This is a genomic window from Brevibacillus sp. M2.1A, assembly GCF_013284355.2.
Classification (GTDB): domain Bacteria; phylum Bacillota; class Bacilli; order Brevibacillales; family Brevibacillaceae; genus Brevibacillus.
Window position 1 is genome coordinate 3,696,933 of the sequence record NZ_JABSUY020000001.1, and the last position, 23,239, is coordinate 3,720,171.

At 49.4% G+C, this 23,239-nt stretch carries 1 protein-coding gene; it reads left to right on the forward strand.

Annotated elements, in window-relative coordinates:
• The first annotated feature begins 4 nt into the window (after positions 1-4).
• Positions 5-23,239: a linear gramicidin non-ribosomal peptide synthetase LgrB gene (gene lgrB / locus HP567_RS18015; protein ID WP_255675811.1), complete on the forward strand. Its 23,235-nt coding sequence runs from the start codon at positions 5-7 to the stop codon at positions 23,237-23,239.

The window sequence follows — 23,239 nt, forward strand, 5'->3', positions numbered from 1 at the left end:
GTAAATGGAGCTCAGGAGGAGAGTAGACGTGTCAAGTAAAAAGATCGCCAATATATATCCGTTATCTCCCATGCAAGAGGGAATGTTATTTCATTCCCTCCTGGACGAAGGAACAGAGTCCTATTTTGAACAATTGCGCTTTACCATTAGAGGATTCATCGATCCAGCTATTCTCGAACAAAGCTTAAACGCGCTGATCGAGCGACACGATATTCTCCGAACTGTCTTTATCCTTGAGAAGGTTCAAAAGCCGCGACAAATTGTCCTTAAGGAAAGAAAGACAAACGTTCAGGTGATAGATATCACACACCTCTCTGAAGACGAGCAAGCTGTCTTTTTGGAGGACTTTGCGAAAAGTGAACGTCAGAAAAACTTTGATTTGGCAAAAGATGTGCTCATTCGTCTCACTCTAGTCCAAACCTCTTCTGACGCATATACACTGATCTGGAGTCACCATCACATTTTGCTCGATGGCTGGTGCATTCCGATTGTCTTACATGACTTTTTCCAAATCTATCAACAAATAAAAGAAGAACGACCAGTCAATCTCGGCCACGTTTATCCGTACAGCCAGTACATTAGCTGGTTAGGGGAACAGGATGCAGAAGAAGCAAAAGTCAATTGGTCACGGTATTTAAGTGGCTATGAGCCGAGCACATTTATTCAAAAGCAGGGTACCGGAATCAAATACAAGCAAGCAGAGCTGGTCTTTACCATTGGTCAGTCGCTGACGAGCGACTTGAATCATATCGCTAGAAAATTGCAAGTAACGGTAAACAATCTCTTTCGTACAATTTGGGGCCTCATGTTGCAGCGCCAAAGCAATATTGATGACGTTGTATTCGGATCGGTTGTCTCTGGCCGTCCAATCGATATCCCGAACGTAGACCAGATGGTTGGACTTTTCATCAATACCGTACCTGTCCGTGTTCAGATGAGTGACAATCAAACGTTTTCTGATCTGGTGAAACAAGTACAAGAAGAGTCGAGTTCGCTGGAAAAATATCATTATCTTTCCCTCGCCGACATTCAAAAAAATCAACAATTGATCGATCATATCATTCTGTTCCAAAACTATCCGATGGGCGCAGAGCTTTTGGCCCGTCTGAACCAATATAACCAAGAATTCACTCTCACAAAACTGCATGCCTTTGAACAAACCAACTACGACCTAAACATAATGGTCACCTCAGACGATACCCTCACTGTTACGTATCTTTACAATGCATCCGTATTTACGGAAGATCAGCTCCAACACCTCAATCAGCAACTCACTACTATCATGACGCAAGTGACAAAAACACCGGATATCCTTTTGAAAAATTTAGAAGTAGTCAATTCCGAAGAGAAGCACCTTCAGCTCCATATTTTTAATGATACATATCGCAATTATCCTGTTGATTATTTGATTCACCAGATTTTTGAAGAGCGTGCAGAGAAACAACCACACCTCATTGCCCTAGTCATGGGAGAGCAAAAGCTTACGTATCGTGAGCTAAACGAAAAGGCAAATCAACTTGCTACATTTTTACGTGCAAAAGGGGTCGGGCCAGAAAGTATTGTCAGCTTGCTCACAGAACGCTCAGCGGAAATGATCATTGCCATTCTTGCGATTTTTAAAGCAGGCGGCGCATATTTACCAATCGACCCGGCTCACCCGAAGGAACGCATCGAATACATTTTACAAGACAGCGGTAGCGTGCTGCTTCTTACCAAAAAACGCTTTTTAGAGACAATAGATTTTGCTGATCGGATCTTTGATCTGGAGGCGGATGAGCTTTATCAGGGAGCACCGGGTAATCTTGCAAATGTAGCCCAAACGAGTAATCTTGCATACGTCATTTACACATCGGGTTCGACAGGCAAACCGAAAGGCGTCATGATCGAGCATGCGAGTCTATTGAACCAAATCTTCGCACTGCAGGAGCAATATCCGCTTCAAGAAAAAGATGCGTATTTGTTAAAAACGACCTACACCTTCGACGTATCCGTCGCAGAAATCTTCGGTTGGATTCTCGGTAACGGCAGACTGGTGATTCTCGAACCTGGCGCAGAAAAAGAACCTTACAAAATTTGGGAATCCATCATTAATTATGACGTAACTCACGTCAATTTTGTTCCATCTATGCTCATTCTTTTTGTCGAGTATCTCGAGGGGCGAAAAGAGGCAAACCGACTGCGATACATCATGGCTGCCGGGGAAGCAATGCCGAATGATCTTGCGCCAAGAGTATATCAAGTATTGCCAGAAGTGAAAGTGGAGAACATCTATGGTCCGACAGAAGCTACCATTTATGCTTCCTGCTACTCACTCACGGCAGACTTGATAGAAAATCCTGTGCCTATTGGAAAGCCTTTGGCCAACTACCAAATGCATATCGTCAATCAACATGGGCAGTTACAGCCAATCGGGGTTCCTGGTGAATTATGCATTGCCGGAGCTGGATTGGCGAGGGGTTATCTAAACAATGAAGAGTTAACGAACGAAAAGTTTGTTCCCCACCCGTTTGAAGCAGGCAAACGCATGTACCGTACAGGCGACCTGGCTCGTTATCGCAAGGATGGAAACATTGAATACCTCGGACGCATTGACCATCAAGTGAAAATTCGCGGCTTCCGGATTGAGTTAAACGAAATTCGTAGCCGGTTGATCGAAGAAGAATCGATTCGCGATGCAGTGGTAGTGGCACAAACAGATCATAACCAACAAGCATATCTATGCGCCTATATTATCGCTGACCAGATGTGGACTGTTGCCTCATTACGTACATTGCTTCGGCAAACGCTGCCAGATTACATGGTTCCGTCACATTTCATTCAAATGGAAGAGTTCCCTCTGACCTCGAGTGGCAAAATTGATCGCAAAGCTTTGCCGCTCCCAGATGGCAATGTGCAAACAGGCAACGCGTACAGTGCGCCGCGTAATCCGATTGAGGAATTGCTCGCCCGGATTTGGGAGGAGGTTCTTGGTGTATCACAGGTCGGAATCCACGATAACTTTTTCGAATTGGGAGGGCATTCGCTTTTAGCGACACAATTGCTGTCCCGTACATCCAAAGTATTTCAGACCCAGCTTCAGATGCGTGAGATTTTTACCTATCAGACGGTAGCAGAATTGGCTGAACGTATTCAACTCACTCGTCAAGGTACTGAGCCGATAAAGCAAAGCCCGATACAACCGTTTTCCTTGGACAGTTCCCAAGAGCTGCCACTGTCTTACGCCCAACAACGACTATGGTTCCTTGATCGACTGATCCCGAATAGCGCCATGTACAACATTCCGGTCGGATTCCATCTGCGTGGAGCGGTTGATACGGATGTAATGGAACGTGCTTTGAATGAAATCATCAACCGGCATGAATCCCTTCGAACAACGATTAAGGACATAGAAGGACGAGCGGTTCAAGTGATTCATCCACATGTACATTTGTCACTTCCTGTCACTGATCTGCGCGAGATGCCAGCAGCGGAAAAAGACACGATCTGGATGAGTATGGTGGAAGAAGATGGCGCTACGCCATTTCAACTGGATCAATGGCCATTGATGCGGGCAGCGTTGATCCGACTGGAGGAACAAGAGTCCGTACTCTGGATAAATATGCATCACATCATCTCAGACGGTTGGTCGATGGATGTATTCGTGAACGAGTTAAGCACAATCTATGAGGCATTCGTTAAAGAAGCAGAAGTACCGCTTGCCGATTTACCCATTCAATATCGGGATTACGCAGTTTGGCAACGAGAGAAATGGCAAGACAATGTATGGGAGCAGCAGCTCAGTTATTGGAAAAAGAAGCTGGGCCAGAGTGAACCACTTTTGCCACTTCCAACCGATCGTCCACGGACAGTCGTGCAAAGCTATCGCGGTGACAATTATTCTTTCTACGTGCCGAGGGAAGTGGGGCAAAAGCTACGCGAGCTTGGACGACAAGAAGGCGCGACTCTGTTCATGACGCTCTTAGCGGCATTCAAGCACTTCATGTACCGTTATACGCATACCACAGATATTCTGATCGGAACACCTGTTGCGGGACGTAATCGTCAGGAAATCGAAAACCTGATCGGATTCTTTGTCAACATGCTGGTTCTTCGTACGGACCTGTCGAACGACCCTACATTCGTTGAACTGTTGCGACGTGTTCGTGAGACGGCATTTGATGCTTTTGCCAATCAGGATATTCCTTTTGAAAAATTGGTGGATGAATTACAAATTGAGCGCAGTCTCAGCTACTCGCCGCTATTCCAGGTACTTTTCTCCGTACAGGGAATGTCAACGGGTGTACGTAAAGGCGAAACGATATCCATTACCCCTAATGAAGTCAATCTCAACAAGACGACCAAATTTGATCTGACTCTCACCATGATTGAAGACGAGGATGACGGACTGAAGGGTGTGTTTGAATACAGTACAGATCTATTTGATCGTACGACAATTGAGCGTATGGCAGAGCATTTCCGCAATCTTTTGCAAGCTGTTGCGGTCAATCCAGCGCAGAAAATAACGGAAGTTGAACTGTTAGGCGATGAGGAGCGAGATCAGCTACTCGGCGGTTGGAATGATACTGAGGTTGATTATTCCCTCAATCTTTGCGTGCACGAACTTGTTGCCCAGATCGCACAAACGTTGCCTGATCAGATTGCGGTTTCAGGTGACCAAGGTGCAATCACCTACGCAGACCTGGATGCAAAGGCCAATCAACTCGCTCAATTCTTGCAAAAGCAAGGGATTGGCTCGGAAGACTTGGTGGGAATTTGCGTGGAGCGTTCCATCGAGATGTTGATCGGTCAACTCGCGATTCTCAAAGCAGGTGCCGCTTATGTGCCGATGGACCCTGCATACCCCCAAGAACGACTCGCTTTTATGATCAAGAACGCACAGATGTCTATGGTCTTAACTCAAGAGCGGTTGGTAGATGCATTACCAGAAGGCGCTGCAACGTTCCTTTGCTTGGATCGAGATTGGCATCTAATGGCTCAGATGAGTTCGGTTGCGCCAGCGGTTACGTCGAAAGCAGAACAGCTCGCCTATGTTATCTATACGTCAGGTTCTACAGGAACGCCAAAGGGAGTGGAGGTCGAGCACGGATCACTCTTGAATCTAGTCAATTGGCATCAGCGAGCGTACAACGTAACCGCTGCGGACCGTGCATCACAAATAGCTGGTACAGCATTTGATGCTTCGGTGTGGGAGATTTGGCCGTATTTGACAGCGGGTGCTACGATTTGCCTCCCACAGGAAGAGATTCGTCTCGTACCGGAAAAACTGCGTGATTGGATAGTCGAATCTGGCATCACGATAAGCTTTTTACCAACACCTTTGGCAGAGAGCCTGCTTACGTTGAATTGGCCAGCCGAATCAGCATTGCGCTACATGTTGACGGGTGGTGATACCTTGCACCAATACCCGTCTGCGAATGTACCGTTTACGCTGGTAAACCAGTATGGCCCAACAGAAAATACCGTCGTTGCTACTGCCGGCATCGTGCCGGTGCAGGGAGAACGAGAAGCGGCTCCTTCCATTGGACGTCCCATTGACAACGTTTCTGTCTATGTGCTCGACGCAAGCAGAAAACCTGTGCCTGTAGGAGTTGTCGGGGAACTTTACATCGCGGGGAAAAGCTTGGCACGCGGTTATCTGAATCGACCTGACCTAACGGAAGCCAGTTTTGTACCCAATCCGTTCTCGACAGATGAAGGGGCGCGGATGTACCGCACAGGCGACTTGGTTCGCTATTTGGTAGATGGCAATTTGGAATTTATTGGGCGCGCTGATGATCAAGTGAGCATACGCGGATTCAGGGTTGAGCTAGGGGAAATAGAGTCGGCTTTGTATGCACATGCAGCTGTCTCGGAAGCAGTGGTGATCGTCAGGGAGGATTTGACGCCCGGTGTGAAACGACTGGTGGCTTATGCTGTGCTTCATGAGGGAGAAGAGGTACAGACGAATGAATTGCGTCAGTCTTTGAAAGATAGACTTCCAGATTACATGGTACCTTCTGTCATTATACTGATGGATGCCCTTCCTCTCACTCCAAACGGAAAAGTAGATCGCCGCGCTTTGCCGTTACCCGATACTGTGCGAACTCAATGGGAAGACGGCTTTGTTGCCCCTCAAACGGAAATTGAGCACAAGCTGGCCGAAATCTGGCAAGGAGTTCTAGGTGTAGAATCAATCGGGATTCACGATAACTTTTTCGAACTGGGCGGTGACTCGATTCTAACCATTCAGATCGTGGCGCGTGCCAATCAGGCGGGTATCCGATTTACACCAAAGCACTTGTTTGACTCTCAAACATTGGCAGAATTGGCCGCAAGTGTAGATGTTCTTGAGGATGCACCACAAGTGCATAGGGAGCAGGGGATTGTGACAGGCGAATTGCCTCTGACACCCATTCAGACATGGTTCTTTGAGCAGGACATTTGCCATGTCAATCACTGGAATCAATCAGTCATGCTTGCTGTTCGTGAAGAAATGGATGCGAGTTTGTTGGCAAAAGCTTTTGCGGCGATTCTCGCGCACCATGATGCCTTGCGCCTGCGTTTTCGGAACGTCAACGGAAAATGGGAGCAATATCATGATGTCGTTTCGGATGAGGACGTCTTTCAGATCGTAGATTTGACGACGGCGGTACTTGAGACGGACATAGAGGAACAAATGCAAGCCATTGCAGACGAGCTACAAGAAAGTCTGGATATCGAAAAAGGACCATTGCTTCGTGCTGCATACTTCCAATGCGGGGACAAACAGCGTCTGTTCATTGCGATTCATCATCTCGCTGTCGATGGTGTTTCCTGGCGAATTATTCTGGAAGACTTGCAAACGGCCTATCAACAATTGACAGGGTCGCAACAGCTGCATTTGCCTCAAAAGACGACTTCTTTCAAGCGATGGGCGGAACAGTTGACACAGTACGCAGAGCAAAGCGTAGTCGACGAATACTGGGCGAATCTGGATACAAGTCACGTACTCAACGTGCCTGTTGACCATCCGAATGGAAAGAACACAGAAAGTCTGGCCGTACAAGTAAAGGTAAAACTGGGCGTGGACGAGACACGTGCCTTGTTGCAGGAGGTACCAGCCGCTTACCGTACTCAGATTAACGATGTGCTACTCAGTGCTTTGGTCCGAGCCTATAACAACTGGACCGGGCAAAAGACACTTTATGTTTCAGTTGAAGGACACGGGCGAGAAGAAATCGTCGATGGCGTAGACATTTCCCGAACAGTAGGCTGGTTCACAAGCATGTACCCGGTCTTGCTGGAAATGGAGCCAAAGACAACTTGGGGTTCCCTGATAAAATCAGTCAAAGAACAATTGCGCTCGATTCCTGACAAAGGGATTGGCTACGGCATTCATCGTTATTTAAGGAAAGACGAACAAACGATAAATACCCTGCAAGCTTATCCGCAACCTGAGATTAGCTTCAATTACTTAGGACAATTCGACCAGGATCAAACGACTGATGCTTCCTTGTTCCAGATCATTCCGAACTGGTCAGCATCCAATCTCAGCAAGGACGAAGCCCGACTCCATAAACTCGATTTCCAGAGCATGGTGGCAGGAGATCAGTTAGAAATGACCTGGACGTACAGCGGCGATATGTACGAACATCGAACGATTGAAGAGCTTGCTCGTGACTATGTGCAATCATTGCAAGCGATCATTGCCCATTGTCACGCTGAAGAGGCAGGTGGCTATACACCTTCCGACTTCCCGTTGGCGGAGTTGGATCAAAAAAGCCTCGACAAGTTCATCGGGAACAATCGTCTGATCGAGAACATTTACACACTCACCCCGTTACAAGAGGGGATGCTGTTCCACTCTCTTTATGAGCAAGCAGGCGGGGACTATGTCGTTCAACTGGTCGTGAATTTGGATCACTTGAACGTGGCGAAGTTTTCAGAAGCATGGCAAAAAGTGGTCGAGCGACATGCCATCCTCCGAACCTCCTTCTTATGGAGCGGATTAGAGAAACCGCATCAGGTTGTTCATACAAAAGTAAAAGCACATGTCGAACAACTGGACTGGAGTCACTTACCAAAAGAAAAGCAAGAAGCTCACTTACAAACCTATCTCGAACAAGATCGGAAGCTAGGCTTTGATCTCGCTCATCCGCCATTGATGCGTTGGTCGTTGATTCGACTTGATTCGAAAACCAGTCAGCTCGTTTGGAGCTTTCACCATATGTTGTTGGATGGTTGGAGTACACCGATCGTACTTAACGATTGGTTGGCCTATTATCAGGCATCTGTTGATGGTACCAAAGCAGAACTGCCTATCGCTCCTCCGTTTTCCACTTATATTGCCTGGTTAAAGCAGCAGAGTCTTGAGGCATCAGAGCAGTATTGGCGAAAACATCTGCGTGGCTTCCGTACACCAACTCCTCTTAGCATGGGGAAACCGGGTGGAAGAGCTGTGCAACAAAAAGAATACGCCGATCAAATGATACTTTTATCGAAGGAAACAACTGCGAGTCTGCAAGCTTTTGCCCGTAGGCATCAACTGACGATGAATACGCTAGTCCAAGGTGCGTGGGCGTTGATTTTAAGCCGTTACGCAGGTGAGTCGGAAGTAGTATTTGGGACAACCAATCTGGGACGTCCTGCAGATTTGCGTGGAGTGGACTCCATGGTGGGGCTGTTTATCAACACGCTGCCTGTTCGCGTGCTTTTCTCGGAACAAATGACGGTGATCGACTGGCTGCAGAACATCCAACAGGAACAGAGTGAGATTCGTCAGTACGAGTTCACACCGCTTGTTGACATTCAAAGCTGGAGCGACGTGCCGCTCGGACAGGCGTTGTTTGACAGCATACTCGTTTTCGAGAACTACATGTCTGGTGCAAATACAAATGCGAATACAGACATGTCACTAAACACAATCAAAGCAGTTGAGCAGACGAACTATCCATTGACATTGGTGGCGGCGCCTGGCGAAGAGCTAATGCTCAAACTGATTTATGAGACAAATCGATTCGAGCAGATCACCATGGATAAGGTATTGGCTCAGTTGATCAAAGTATTAGAGTCAATGATGGCTCGGTCTACGGAACATCTCTCTGCCATTTCATTCATCACAGACGAGGAACGCCACAAGCTGTTAGTGGAATGGAACGCAACGGAAACGGAGTATGCGCGTGATACGGTGATGCACCAGCTATTTGAGGCACAAGTAGTCGCGACACCGGATGCGGAAGCTTTAATCGTCGGAGAACAAAGACTGACGTACGCGGAGCTGAACCGACGAGCAAATCAGTTGGCTCACTATCTTCGTTCTCAAGGGATCGGTCCAGAGGTCCTGGTTGCTGTTCTCATGGAACGTACGACTGAGATGATCGTAGCGATGATGGGCATTCTCAAAGCTGGTGGCGCATATGTCCCGATTGATCCTGCGTATCCACAAGAGAGAATCGGCTATACGCTGGAAGATTCGCATGCGGCGATCCTGTTGACCCAAGGAAGTCTGCTATCCATGCTGCCTGAGCGTACAGCAAAAGTGATTTGCTTGGATCGAGACTGGGAGGCTATCGCAGAGCAAAGCGAAGAGAACTTGCCTAATCTGGTAGAGCCAACGAACCTTTCCTATGTCATTTACACCTCGGGCTCGACAGGTCTGCCCAAAGGGGTAGCGATTCAGCACAGCAGCGTCATTGCCTTCATCACCTGGGCGAAAACAGTCTTTTCCGCTGAAGAAATGAGTGGGGTGCTCGCATCCACTTCTATCTGCTTCGATCTGTCTGTCTATGAAATATTCGTGACCTTAGCCTATGGCGGAAAAGTCATCTTGGCGGACAACGCCTTGCATTTGCCGAGTCTGCCAGCAGGCAACGAAGTGACATTAATCAATACCGTTCCCTCTGCGGCCAAAGAACTGGTGCGGATGAACGCGATCCAATCAACGGTACGAGTGGTCAACCTGGCTGGAGAGCCACTACCAAATACATTGGCGCAAAGTCTGTACGCGCTGGGGCATGTGGAAAAAGTCTTCAATCTTTATGGTCCGTCTGAAGATACGACCTACTCCACGTATGTACAGGTCACCAAAGGCGCGACGTCAGAACCGACAATCGGTCGTCCTCTGTCCAACACACAAGCGTATATTCTCGATGCCAACCTGCAACCTGTACCACTCGGCTTACCTGGGGAACTGTATCTTGGCGGGGAAGGCTTGGCGCGCGGGTATCTGAACCGCCCAGAGCTGACAGCAGAACGATTCTTGTCCAATCCATTCCACACTGACCCGCATGCGCGGATGTATGGCACCGGTGACTTGGTCCGTTATCTCCCCAATGGACAAATCGAGTATTTGGGACGGATTGACCATCAGGTGAAGATTCGCGGCTATCGGATCGAGCTGGGAGAGTTGGAGGCTGTCCTTCGCACCCATCCGGCTGTCAAGGAAGCCGTAGTGATGGCGAGAGAAGACAAGCTGGGTGACAAACGTCTGGCGGCGTACGTGACGACAAAAGAGGAAAGTAGCGAAGAGGCCACTGACTTAGCGGTCTGGGCAAAAGCAAAATTGCCGGAGTTTATGGTTCCATCTGTTTTTGTCTGGCTGGACGCTATGCCGCTCACACCGAACGGCAAGATTGACCGGAAGCAGCTGCCAGAGCCGGAGTGGGGGCAAATGGCTTCCACCCAAGAGTATGTAGCGCCACGCAACCAAACGGAGGAGCTGGTCGCCACAATCTGGTCGCAAGTGCTCGGCATCGAAAAAGTCGGGATTTACGATAACTTCTTCGAGCTTGGTGGGCATTCTCTCTTAGCGACACGGGTCATTTCCCGTCTTCGTGACATGTTTGCAGGAGAAGTACCTATTCGTACTCTTTTCGAAAACCCAACCATTGCAGAACTATCCGAAGCACTCGGAAGCTTTTTGCAAGAAACATCAGGAGCTTCGATCGAACCTGTTTCACGGGAAAGTCATCTGCCATTGTCCTTTGCGCAGCAGCGTCTATGGTTCCTGGATCGTCTGATGCCAGACAGTGCCTTGTACAATATCCCGTCCGCGATGCGATTGCACGGAGATTTGAATATGGAGGCGTGGAACAAGAGCTTGCAGGTAATGATCCAGCGCCACGAAAGCTTGCGGACAACTTTTGACCACGTGGATGGGCAAGCCGTTCAAATCATTCACCCTTACCAAGAACAGCCGCTGCATGTAGTCGATTTGCGGGAGCTTCCAGCGGACGAGAGCGAAGCAGAAACACAGCGACTGGCGGGAATCGAGGCAGCTACGCCATTTAACCTGAGCGAAGGTCCGTTGTTCCGTACCACCTTGATTCGCATAAGCGAGCAAGAAGCCGTTTTCTTATTTAACATGCACCATATTATTTTCGATGGCTGGTCTATCGGTATTTTCATCAAAGAAATGAGAGCACTGTACGAAGCGTTTGTTCACGGCAAAGAACCTGCATTAGCCGATCTGACACTACAGTACGCCGATTATGCTGTATGGCAACGGAAGTGGATGGAAGAAGATGTACTTACGCATCAGCTAGCGTACTGGAAAGAAAAGCTAGTGGATGCCGAACCACTATTGGTTTTGCCGACAGATCGTCCGCGTCCATCCGTTCAAAGCTATGATGGCGCGATGTATACCTTTACGCTTCCAGCTGAGCTGCTAGCAAAATTGAGTATACTCAGCCGTGAAGAAGGATCGACACTGTTTATGACCTTGCTGGCTGGCTTCCAAACTTTGCTCTATCGCTACAGTGGGCAGGAAGACATCCTTGTCGGAAGTCCGGTTGCAGGACGAAATCGGGAGGAGATCGAGTCACTCATCGGTTTCTTCATTAATACATTGGTGCTTCGTACGGATATGTCAGGAGAACCGACATTCCGTGATTTGCTGGCAAGAGTGAAGGAAACGGCGCTAGGAGCCTATGCCCATCAGGATCTTCCGTTTGAAAAATTGGTCGATGAACTGGCGCTAGAGCGTAGTCTCAGCTACTCGCCGCTGTTCCAAGTGATGTTTGTCCTTCAGAACTTCCAGCTAGATTTAGATGAAAAGGCTGGCATTCGCGTATCGGAATTCGATATGGACAAGCACCTTGTCACCGCCAAATATGACCTGACGTTGACGATGGCAGAAAAGCAAAACGGATTGATCACAACATTTGAGTACAATACTGCGCTGTTTGATGAGACGACGATTGTGCGGATGTCACAGCACTTCCATCACTTACTCGAAGCCATCGTTCAAATGCCGGAGCAGGCCATTACCCAATTGCCGCTTTTGCCTCAGGCAGAACGGGAGCAGTTGCTGGTGGAATGGAACGACACCACGACGGCTTACCCACGGGATCAACGCGTCGATCAATTGTTCCAGCAGACCGCGATGCGCTACCCGAATCGAATAGCAGTGGTAGCGGGAGGCCAGAGTCTCACCTACACCCAATTAGAGACGCGAGCCAACCAAGTGGCCAACTATCTGCAAAAACAAGGCGTTCGCCCAGGTTCACTCGTTGGTATTTGCGTAAAGCGTTCGCTCGAAATGCTGATCGGGGTGCTCGGGATTCTCAAAGCTGGTGGAGCTTACGTACCGCTCGATTCGGATTATCCGAAGGAACGTCTGGCATACATGATGGACGACGCTCGAGTCACCGTTTTGCTCACGCAGGAGCAACTTCTACCGTCACTCCCATCCAGTGAGCATACGGTGATTTGTCTGGATCGCGACTGGGTGATGATTGCCGAAGAAAGTGAACGGGCACCTGACATTGACACCACAGCGGAAAGTCTCGCTTACGTGATTTACACCTCTGGCTCTACCGGATTGCCAAAAGGAACGCTTGTCATCCATCGAGGCATTGTCCGTCTCGTCAAAGAAACCGACTATGTGACGATTACTGAGCAGGACGTTTTCCTGCAAGCGTCCACGGTATCGTTCGATGCGGCGACCTTTGAGATTTGGGGCAGCTTGCTAAATGGTGCAAAGCTAGTACTGATGCCGCCTGATCTGCCTTCCTTGGAAGAACTGGGACAAGCCATTCAGACGCACAAGGTTACGACGCTTTGGCTGACCGCGGGACTGTTCACACTGATGGTGGATCATCACAAAGAATCGCTGACAGGGGTTCGCCAACTGCTCGTGGGTGGAGATGTCGTCTCGGTTCCTCACGTAAGAAAAGCGTTGGAACTCGAAGGACTCACGATCATCAACGGGTACGGTCCAACAGAAAACACGACATTCACTTGCTGCTATCCAGTCACGGAGTTGCCAGAGACGATCGGTTCATTCCCGATTGGCCGTCCGATCAAGAATACGACTGTGTACGTACTGGACAGCAACATGCAGCCCGTCCCGATTGGTGTAACAGGTGAGTTGTACATTGGCGGAGATGGTCTGGCGCAAGGATATTTGAATCGTCCTGACTTGACCGAAGAACGCTTTGTACCAAACCCGTTCTCAACTGATCTGCAGGCACGACTTTATCGGACGGGTGACTTGGTTCGTTACCTGCCAGATGGTGTTATCGAATTCATCGGACGAATCGACAATCAGGTAAAAATCCGCGGATTCCGCATCGAGCTGAGTGAAGTAGAGGCAGTTTTAGCCAAACATCCTGCTCTTGCCGCATCCGTCGTCATTGTCCGCGAAGATGAACTGGGCAAAAAACAGCTCGTCGCTTATGCGGTCAAGCAAGCCGAGCAGGAGGTTGACACAGCCGAGCTGCGCCAACACTTCAAAGCACATGTTCCGGATTATATGGTGCCATCTGCTTTCGTCATGCTGGATGAAATGCCGCTTACGCCAAACGGGAAAGTAGACCGTCGGGCCCTGCCAAAACCTGACTATGCGTACACAAGTAATGAGCACTACGTTGCACCACATACCTTGATCGAGCACAAATTGTCTGAGATTTGGCAAGACGTTCTCAGAATCGACGAAATCAGTATCAACTCCAACTTCTTCGAACTCGGAGGAGACTCGATCCTGAGTATCCAAATCGTCTCTCGGGCTAACCAAGCAGGGATTCGTCTTACACCTAAACAGATCTTTGAAAACCAAACAATCGCTGAACTGGCAGCTCTTGTTTCCACAACTGGAAACGGGGAAAGTGCTATTCAACTGGCGGAACAAGGCCTCGTGACTGGCAATGTGTTGCTTACGCCAATCCAGAAGTGGTTCTTTGCCGCAAATCAACCGTCTATCCATCACTGGAACCAATCCTTCTTGTTGACAGTCGAGGAACCGGTTGATACAAGCGCCATGGAGCGTGCCATTACCGAGTTGCTTGCACACCACGATGCTTTGCGCATGCGTTATACCAACAACGATGGTATTTGGTCACAGCACATCGAGGGCTTGGGCGAACCTGTACCTTTCCATTTGGTTGATTTGTCTGGCATCTCACCAGAGGAACAATTCACGAGATTGGAAGAAATTGCAGGCGAGAAGCAAGCAAGTCTGAACATCACGGAAGGCCCCTTGTTACGAACTGTGTACTTCCACCTTGGAAAAGGACGCGCGGGACGACTGCTGCTCGTTGTTCATCACTTGGTAGTCGATGGGGTATCCTGGCGCATTTTGCTGGAAGACTTGCAGTTGGCCTATGAACAAGCGGTAAATGGTCAGGAGGTGCAATTCCCTTCAAAAACGACCTCGTTTAAGGCATGGGCTGAACAGTTACACACTTATGCCAACTCTGATTTGCTTGAAAAGGAGAAAGCTTTTTGGGCAAACCAAGCGTATGAAGTGGAACCACTTCCTGTCGACCATACGTATGAGCCAGCGCAAAACACGGAGGCATCCACGAAACAGATTACACTTACGCTGACCGCCGAAGAGACGCGCAACTTGCTTCACGAGACGCTTCCTTCCTACCGTCTGCAAATGAATGACGTATTGCTTGCTTCCTTGGCAAAAGCGCTGAATCGCTGGACAGGAAAAGAGACGATGGTCGTCACTCTGGAAGGGCATGGACGCGAGGAGATTATCGAGGGAGCAGATTTATCCCATACGGTTGGCTGGTTCACAAGTATGTACCCGATACAGATTTCTATCGAGCAAGAAAAACCTTGGGGGTATACGCTGAAGACGGTCAAGGAACAGCTCCGCCGGATTCCCAATAAGGGTGTGGGCTACGGAATTTTGCGATATCTAAGTGATGATCTTGAACTACAACATCAGCTGAACGCTCAACCGAAACCGCAAATCAGCTTCAACTACCTCGGGCAATTTGATCAGACGGTGGCCGTTTCCTCTACGTTTGGCATAGCGTCTGAATGCAGTGGAGCCAATCTTGCCCCTGATTCGATTCGAGAGAACTTGCTCGATATCATTAGTGCGGTAACAGGAGATCAGCTACACGTCACCTGGTTGTACAACGAAAACATCCATGACGAACAGACGATTGCGGCGATTGCTGATGATTACATGGAAGCATTGCGGGAGATTATGTCTTACACGCAATCAGCAGAAGAAATGGGTTACACACCGTCAGACTTCCCATTGGCTAATCTAAATCAGCAGTCTATCGACAAATACATCGCTTCGGATCGTCAGCTCGAAAGTGTATACTCGTTGACCCCACTACAAGAGGGGATGCTGTTCCACTCCCTGTATGAACAAGAGGGCGGCGATTATGTTGTACAGTTCCTCATGACAGTGCGAGATATTCGCTTGGAAGCATTCGAGCAAGCATGGCAGAGAACAGTCGACCGTCATGCGATTCTTCGTACCTCCTTTATCTGGGAAGGCTTGGAACAACCGCATCAAATCGTCCGAAAACAAGTAAAAGCAAGCGTGGAAATAATCGACCTGCGCCATGTGGATGTCGATAAGCAGGAAGTTGAAATCCAATCCTACATGGAAAAAGACCGGGTGCGAAACTTCCAGCTTAATCAGGCGCCATTAATGCGTTGGACATTGTTTTCCACAGACGATAATACGTACCGCTTCTTATGGAGCTTCCATCATATCTTGCTAGATGGCTGGAGTATGCCAATTGTCTTGCAAGATTGGCAGGCAAGTTATCAAGCGATCGATAAAGGCGCAGAAGAAAAATTAGAAGCAGTCCAACCATTCAGTCGCTATATCGCATGGCTCCATAAGCAAGATAAGCAAGTTGCGGAGCGCTATTGGCGGGAGCAGTTAAAAGGCTTCTACGAATCAACGCCACTTGCTATGGGAAAAGCAGGCAGTCATGCCATACAGCCTAAAGCCTACAGAGATCGTACCGTTTACTTGTCCAAAGAAGTAACGGCCCACCTGCAAGCTTTTGCCCGCCAGCAGCAGTTGACGCTAAATACGCTGGTGCAAGGGGCATGGGCACTGATCCTGAGCGGTTACAGCGGATCAGATGATGTTGTCTTTGGAACGACAGTTTCTGGTCGTCCAGCAGAGCTGCCAGGAGTGGAAAACATGGTAGGACTCTTTATTAATACACTACCTGTCCGCGTCATGTTTGACCCAAGCCAAACAATACAAGAATGGTTACAAAAACTGCAAAAGACACAATTAGACATACGCCAGTACGAGTACACACCACTTGTAGACGTCCAAGGCTGGAGTGAGGTTCCACATGGACAATCGTTGTTTGATAGTATTCTCGTTTTTGAAAACTACTTGAATAGCACAAGTGAGGGGTCAGATTCCGGAGTGTCGCTGAGTGAAGTCCAAGCAGTGGAGCAAACCAATTACCCATTGACTTTGGTAGTGGCTCCTGGCGATGAACTTGCTCTCAAATTGATCTATGAGCAAGGACGTTTTGATACGGAATCAGTTGTGAAAGTATTGGAACAGATGTCTCAGGTTCTACATGCCCTAACCGCTCAAGCGGAACAGCCGTTGCGTACACTTTCCTTCATCACAGACGAAGAACGCCACAAGCTGTTAGTAGAATGGAACGCAACGGAAACGGAATATGCTCGTGACGCGGTGATGCACCAGCTATTTGAAGCACAAGTAGTCGCAACACCGGATGCGGAAGCTTTAATCGTCGGAGAACAAAGACTGACGTACGCGGAGCTGAACCGACGAGCAAACCAGTTGGCGCACTATCTGCGTTCTCAAGGGATCGGTCCAGAGGTCCTGGTTGCTGTTCTCATGGAACGTACGACCGAGATGATCGTAGCGATGATGGGCATTCTCAAAGCTGGTGGCGCATATGTCCCGATTGATCCCGCGTATCCCCAAGAGAGAATCGGCTATACACTGGAAGATTCGCATGCGGCGATCGTGTTGACCCAAGGAAGTCTGCTATCCATGCTGCCTGAGCGTACAGCAAAAGTGATTTGCCTGGATCGAGACTGGGAGGCTATCGCAGAGCAAAACGAAGAGAATTTGCCTAATCTGGTAGAGCCAACGAACCTTTCCTATGTCATTTACACCTCGGGCTCGACTGGTCTGCCCAAAGGGGTAGCGATTCAGCACAGCAGTGTCATTGCCTTCATCGCCTGGGCGAAAACGGTCTTTTCGGCTGAAGAAATGAGTGGTGTGCTTGCTTCGACTTCTATCTGCTTCGATCTGTCTGTCTATGAAATATTCGTGACCTTAGCCTACGGCGGAAAAGTCATCTTGGCGGACAACGCTTTGCATTTGCCGAGTCTGCCAGCAGGCAACGAAGTGACGTTAATCAATACCGTTCCATCTGCCGCCAAAGAACTGGTGCGGATCAACGCGATCCCGTCCACGGTACGAGTGGTCAACCTGGCTGGAGAGCCACTGCCAAACACATTGGCGCAAAGTCTGTACGCGCTGGGGCATGTGGAAAAAGTCTTCAATCTCTATGGTCCGTCTGAGGATACGACCTACTCCACGTATGTACAGGTCACAAAAGGCGCGACGTCAGAACCGACAATCGGTCGTCCTCTGTCCAACACACAAGCGTATATTCTCGATGCCAACCTGCAACCTGTACCACTCGGCTTACCTGGGGAACTGTATCTTGGCGGGGAAGGATTGGCGCGCGGGTATCTGAACCGCCCAGAGCTGACAGCAGAACGATTCTTGTCCAACCCATTCCACGCTGACCCGCAAGCGCGGATGTACGGCACCGGTGACTTGGTCCGTTATCTCCCAGATGGACAAATCGAGTATTTGGGACGGATTGACCATCAGGTAAAGATTCGCGGCTATCGAATCGAGTTGGGAGAGTTGGAGGCTGTCCTTCGCACCCATCCGGCTGTCAAGGAAGCCGTGGTGATGGCAAGAGAAGACAAGCTGGGTGACAAGCGTCTGGCGGCGTATGTGACGACAAAAGAGGAAAGTAGCGAAGAGAGCACTGACTTAGCGGTCTGGGCAAAAGCAAAATTGCCGGAGTTTATGGTTCCATCTGTTTTTGTCTGGCTGGACGCTATGCCGCTCACACCGAACGGCAAGATTGACCGCAAGCAGCTGCCAGAGCCGGAGTGGGGGCAAATGGCTTCTACCCAAGAGTATGTAGCGCCACGCAACCAAACGGAGGAGCTGGTCGCCACAATCTGGTCGCACGTGCTCGGTATCGAAAAAGTCGGGATTCATGACAACTTCTTCGAGCTCGGCGGGCATTCTCTCTTAGCGACACGGGTCATTTCCCGTCTTCGTGACATGTTTGCCGGAGAAGTACCCATCCGTACTCTTTTCGAAAACCCAACCGTTGCAGAACTATCCGAAGCACTCGGAAGCTTTTTGCAAGAAACAACAGGAGCTTCGATCGAACCTGTTTCACGGGAAGGTCATCTGCCATTGTCCTTTGCGCAGCAGCGTCTATGGTTCCTGGATCGTCTGATGCCAGACAGTGCCTTGTACAATATCCCGTCCGCGATGCGATTGCACGGAGATTTGAATATGGAGGCGTGGAACAAGAGCTTGCAGGTAATGATCCAGCGCCACGAAAGCTTGCGGACAACTTTTGACCACGTGGATGGGCAAGCCGTTCAAATCATTCACCCTTACCAAGAACAGCCGCTGCATGTAGTCGATTTGCGGGAGCTTCCAGCGGACGAGAGCGAAGCAGAAACACAGCGACTGGCGGGAATCGAGGCAGCTACGCCATTTAACCTGAGCGAAGGTCCGTTGTTCCGTACCACCTTGATTCGCATAAGCGAGCAAGAAACGGTCTTCCTTTTGAACATGCATCACATCATCTCTGACGGTTGGTCGATGGGAGTATTCATTCGCGAATGGTTCACTTCCTACGAAGCGATTAGCCAAAACGCCATACCCGATTTAGTTGATTTGCCTGTGCAGTATGCTGACTACGCGGCTTGGCAACGTGACTGGCTCCAAGGTTCGGTATTAGACGAACAGCTTTCTTACTGGAATGAAAAATTAAGTGGTGCTGAACCGCTTCTCACTTTGCCGACTGACCGTTCACGTCCTGCTGTACAAACGTACGAGGGAGCGATTTATTCAACGGCGCTCGCAGGTGAACTTCTCGACAAATTACAAGCACTTAGCCGTGAAGAAGGATCGACGTTGTTCATGACCTTGCTGGCTGCCTTCCAAACTTTGCTCTACCGCTACAGCGGACAGGAAGACATCCTCGTCGGAAGCCCAGTCGCAGGACGCAATAGACAAGAGACGGAACAATTGATTGGATTCTTCATTAATACATTGGTGCTTCGTACGGATATGTCAGGAGAACCGACATTCCGTGATTTGCTGGCAAGAGTGAAGGAAACGGCGCTAGGAGCCTATGCCCATCAGGATCTTCCGTTTGAAAAATTGGTCGATGAACTGGCGCTAGAGCGTAGTCTCAGCTACTCGCCGCTGTTCCAAGTGATGTTTGTCCTTCAGAACTTCCAGCTAGATTTAGATGAAAAGGCTGGCATTCGCGTATCGGAATTCGATATGGACAAGCACCTTGTCACCGCCAAATATGACCTGACGTTGACGATGGCAGAAAAGCAAAACGGATTGATCACAACATTTGAGTACAATACTGCGCTGTTTGATGAGACGACGATTGTGCGGATGTCACAGCACTTCCATCACTTACTCGAAGCCATCGTTCAAATGCCGGAGCAGGCCATTACCCAATTGCCGCTTTTGCCTCAGGCAGAACGGGAGCAGTTGCTGGTGGAATGGAACGACACCACGACGGCTTACCCACGGGATCAACGCGTCGATCAATTGTTCCAGCAGACCGCGATGCGCTACCCGAATCGAATAGCAGTGGTAGCGGGAGGCCAGAGTCTCACCTACACCCAATTGGAGACGCGAGCCAACCAAGTGGCCAACTACCTGCAAAAACAAGGCGTTCGCCCAGGTTCACTCGTTGGTATTTGCGTAAAGCGTTCGCTCGAAATGCTGATCGGGGTGCTCGGGATTCTCAAAGCTGGTGGGGCTTACGTACCGCTCGATTCGGATTATCCGAAGGAACGTCTGGCATACATGATGGACGACGCTCGAGTCACCGTTTTGCTCACACAGGAGCAACTTCTACCGTCACTCCCATCCAGTGAGCATACCGTGATTTGTCTGGATCGCGACTGGGTGATGATTGCCGAAGAAAGTGAACAGGCACCTGACATTGACACCACAGCGGAAAGTCTCGCTTACGTGATCTACACCTCTGGCTCTACTGGCTTGCCAAAAGGAACGCTAGTCATCCATCGAGGCATTGTCCGTCTCGTCAAAGAGACCGACTATGTGACGATCACAGAGCAGGACGTTTTCCTGCAAGCATCGACAGTATCATTCGATGCGGCGACCTTTGAGATTTGGGGCAGCTTGCTGAATGGGGCAAAGCTGGTACTGATGCCGCCTGATCTGCCTTCCCTGGAAGAGCTGGGACAAGCTATTCAGACCCATAAGGTTACGACACTTTGGCTGACGGCGGGACTTTTCACCCTAATGGTGGATCATCACAAAGAGTACCTGACGGGGGTTAGACAACTGCTCGTGGGTGGAGATGTCGTCTCGGTTCCTCACGTAAGAAAAGCGTTGGAAATCGAAGGGATCACGATTATCAACGGGTACGGCCCAACGGAAAACACGACATTCACCTGCTGCTATCCGGTCACGGAGCTGCCAGAGACGATCAGTTCATTCCCGATTGGCCGACCCATCAAAAATACGACGGTGTACGTACTGGACAGCAAAATGCAGCCCGTCCCGATTGGCGTAACAGGTGAACTGTACATCGGCGGAGATGGTCTGGCGCATGGATATTTGAATCGTCCTGATTTGACGGAAGAGCGCTTTGTACCTAACTCGTTCTCAACCGATCCGCAGGCACGACTGTATCGGACGGGTGACCTGGTTCGTTACCTGCCAGATGGTGTTATCGAATTCATCGGCCGAATCGACAATCAGGTAAAAATCCGCGGATTCCGCATCGAGCTGATTGAAGTAGAGGCAGTTTTAGCCAAACATCCTGCTCTTGCCGTATCCGTCGTCATTGTCCGCGAAGATGAACCGGGTAAGAAACAGCTCGTCGCTTATGCGGTCAAGCAAGCCGAGCAGGAGGTTGACACAGCCGAGCTGCGCCAACACTTCAAAGCACATGTTCCGGATTATATGGTGCCATCTGCTTTTGTCATGCTGGATGAAATGCCGCTTACGCCAAACGGGAAAGTAGACAGAAAAGCACTTCCAATGCCTGTCTATGATCGCAGCCAAGATGTTGATTCGTTTACAGAGGCTACCAACGTTATCGAACAAAAACTGGCGGAAATCTGGTGCGGCGTTCTGCGAATGGATCGTATCGGCATTCACGATAACTTTTTTGAGCTTGGGGGCGACTCCATCCTCAGCATTCAAATCGTCGCGCGTGCAAACAAAGCTGGCATCCATCTAACTCCGAAAAACCTTTTCGATCACCAAACAATTGCAGAGTTGGCAAAGGTTGCAGGCCAAAGAACGAAAATGGAAGCAGAGCAAGGAATGGTAACAGGTGAAGCTCCACTATTGCCGATCCAAAAATGGTTCTTCGAGCAAGAGCAACCAACGCCACATCACTGGAACCAATCGATGCTCCTGCAAGTGAACGAACAATTGGACGAAGAGCATCTGGAGCAAGCCATTTCCCACCTGCTCGCTCACCACGACGCGCTCCGCCTTCGTTATACCTACACTGTTGGACAGTGGAAGCAGACTCACGCTGAAGTCCAATCGGAACCTATGCTCATCGTGGAGGATCTGAGCATGATCTCGCCGGCTCAGCACATGAGAAGAATCGAAAAACTTTCACACCAAGCACAAGCGAGCCTAGATTTGGAAAACGGACCGCTCATGAAGATCGTCTATTTCGATCTCGGGTATGATCGACCGGGCCGTTTGCTGATTGTCATCCACCATTTGGCGGTAGACGGCGTTTCGTGGCGAGTTTTGATCGAAGACTTGCAAACGGCATATAGGCAGGCTGCGGAGGGAATAGAGATTCAATTGCCTGCAAAAACAACCTCCTACAAGGCATGGGCAGTAAAAATGAATGAGTACGCAGCTTCTGAACGTATTATCGCTGAAAAGGAGTACTGGATAGCTGCAGCAGAAGAGATGGTGTCCTTTACATTGCCAATCCATGACAGTGAGTCGAACACAGAAGGGAACTGCCGGACGATAACGATTGCAATGGAGGAGGAAGAGACAGAAGCCCTGCTACAAAAAGTACCGTCCCGTTACCGCGTGCAAATCAATGATGTTCTATTGACCGCGCTAGCATTGGCACACGCCAAATGGACGGGAGAACAAGCCCTGTTAGTCAACCTGGAAGGCCACGGTCGTGAAGAATTGTTCTCGGAGGTCGATCTCTCCCGTACGGTCGGCTGGTTTACGTCCATGTATCCACTCTTGATTCGACTGGATCAGAACATGTCTCAGGAAAATGCGCTGGAAAGAGTCAAAGAAAAGCTTCAACAAATTCCGAACAAAGGTCTTGGATACGGCATCCTGCGCTACCTGACAAAAGATAGCGAGGTGTCCGAAAAGCTGGCGACTATTCCGCAACCACCGATCAGTTTCAACTATCTGGGACAATTCAATCAGGCGGGTGAAGGAGATTCCCTGTTTGGATTTGCGGAAGGAGAAAGAGGCTCCAACATCAGTCTGGACAACAGAAGGGCTCATCTGATTGATGTGGTGGGGGCAGTCACAGGAGGCAAGCTGAACCTCAGCTTCCTCTACGGCGAGACTTTGCATAGCGAAGAGAGTGTCGAGACTTTCGCTCGTCATTTCACAGAAATCCTGCGTTCACTGATACAGGCGGAGAAACAAAGTTATAGAGTCGAAGACTTTGAGGATGCGGACTTGAGTCAGACGGCGTTAAACAAGGTTCTCTCCAAGCTGAAGAAAAGAAAGGGGAATTAA